This window comes from Methylorubrum sp. Q1, from assembly GCF_004683995.1.
Classification (GTDB): domain Bacteria; phylum Pseudomonadota; class Alphaproteobacteria; order Rhizobiales; family Beijerinckiaceae; genus Methylobacterium.
In genome coordinates, this window is the sequence record NZ_SRHQ01000091.1 from 1 (window position 1) to 985 (window position 985).

Sequence of the window (985 nt, forward strand, 5' to 3'; positions counted from 1 at the left end):
GTTCTGATCCTGCGGTGTCACTGTGGGAGACAGACATGGCCGAGAGATCGTCGGGGCCGGACCTCGATGCATGGCTAGCCCCGTTCCTGGCTGCGATGGGACGCAAGACGCGGCGGACCTGGGCGCCACTGTACCTGCGTGGCCTGCTTGGTCCCGGTGATCGCAAGAGCCTGCAGCCGATGGCGGCACGGCTCGGGCTGTCGGGCCACGACCAGTTGCAGCACTTCATCGCCAGCCCGGCCTGGGACGACAGCCCGCTCTGGACAGAGTTGGCCCACTCCGCGGACCGGCTGGTCGGCGGATCCGACGCCTGCCTAGTGATCGATGACACGGCCCTGCCGAAGAAGGGCACGCGCTCGGTGGGCGTGGCGCGCCAGTACTGCGGAGCGCTGGGCAAGAAGGCCAACTGCCAGTCGCTTGTCTCCCTCACCCTGGCGCGGGGCGAGGTGCCCGTGCCGGTCGCCCTGCACCTGTTCCTGCCGGAGGAGTGGGTCGCCGACCCGAAGCGGTGCGAGCGGGCGGGTGTGCCCGAGGCGGCGGTGGTGCCACAGAGCAAGGGCGAGATCGCGCTTGCCGAACTCGACCGCCTACGGGCCGAGGGCGTCCGCTTCGGTGTGGTGCTGGCCGATGCCGGCTATGGCTGTAGCGCCGTGTTCCGGCATGGCCTCGACGCGCGCGGGCTGACCTGGGCGGTGGGCATCGCCAAGAACCAGAAGGTCTACGATCCAGGCGTGCGGCTGGAGGAGCCGGGCGGGAGGGCGCGCAGACCCGTGCCGGATCAGGAGCCGCGGGAGGCCGAGGCGGTTCTCGCCGCGCTGCCTTGGCGGCGTGTGACGTGGCGGCAGGGCACGAAGGGTGCGCTCGCGGCCCGGTTTGCCATGGCCCGCGTGCGGGTGGGCGACGGTCCGATCTGGGGCAACAACCGCCATCTGCCGGGCGAGGAGGTCTGGCTGGTGGGCGAGTGGCGCACCTCTGGCGAACGCAA

The 985-nt window shown here is 71.2% G+C and carries 1 protein-coding gene; it reads left to right on the forward strand.

Annotated elements, in window-relative coordinates; translation table 11 throughout:
- Positions 1-35 precede the first annotated feature (35 nt).
- Positions 36-985: IS701 family transposase (locus E4V01_RS25395; RefSeq protein WP_135300303.1), on the forward strand; the 950-nt coding region annotated here is incomplete at its 3' end.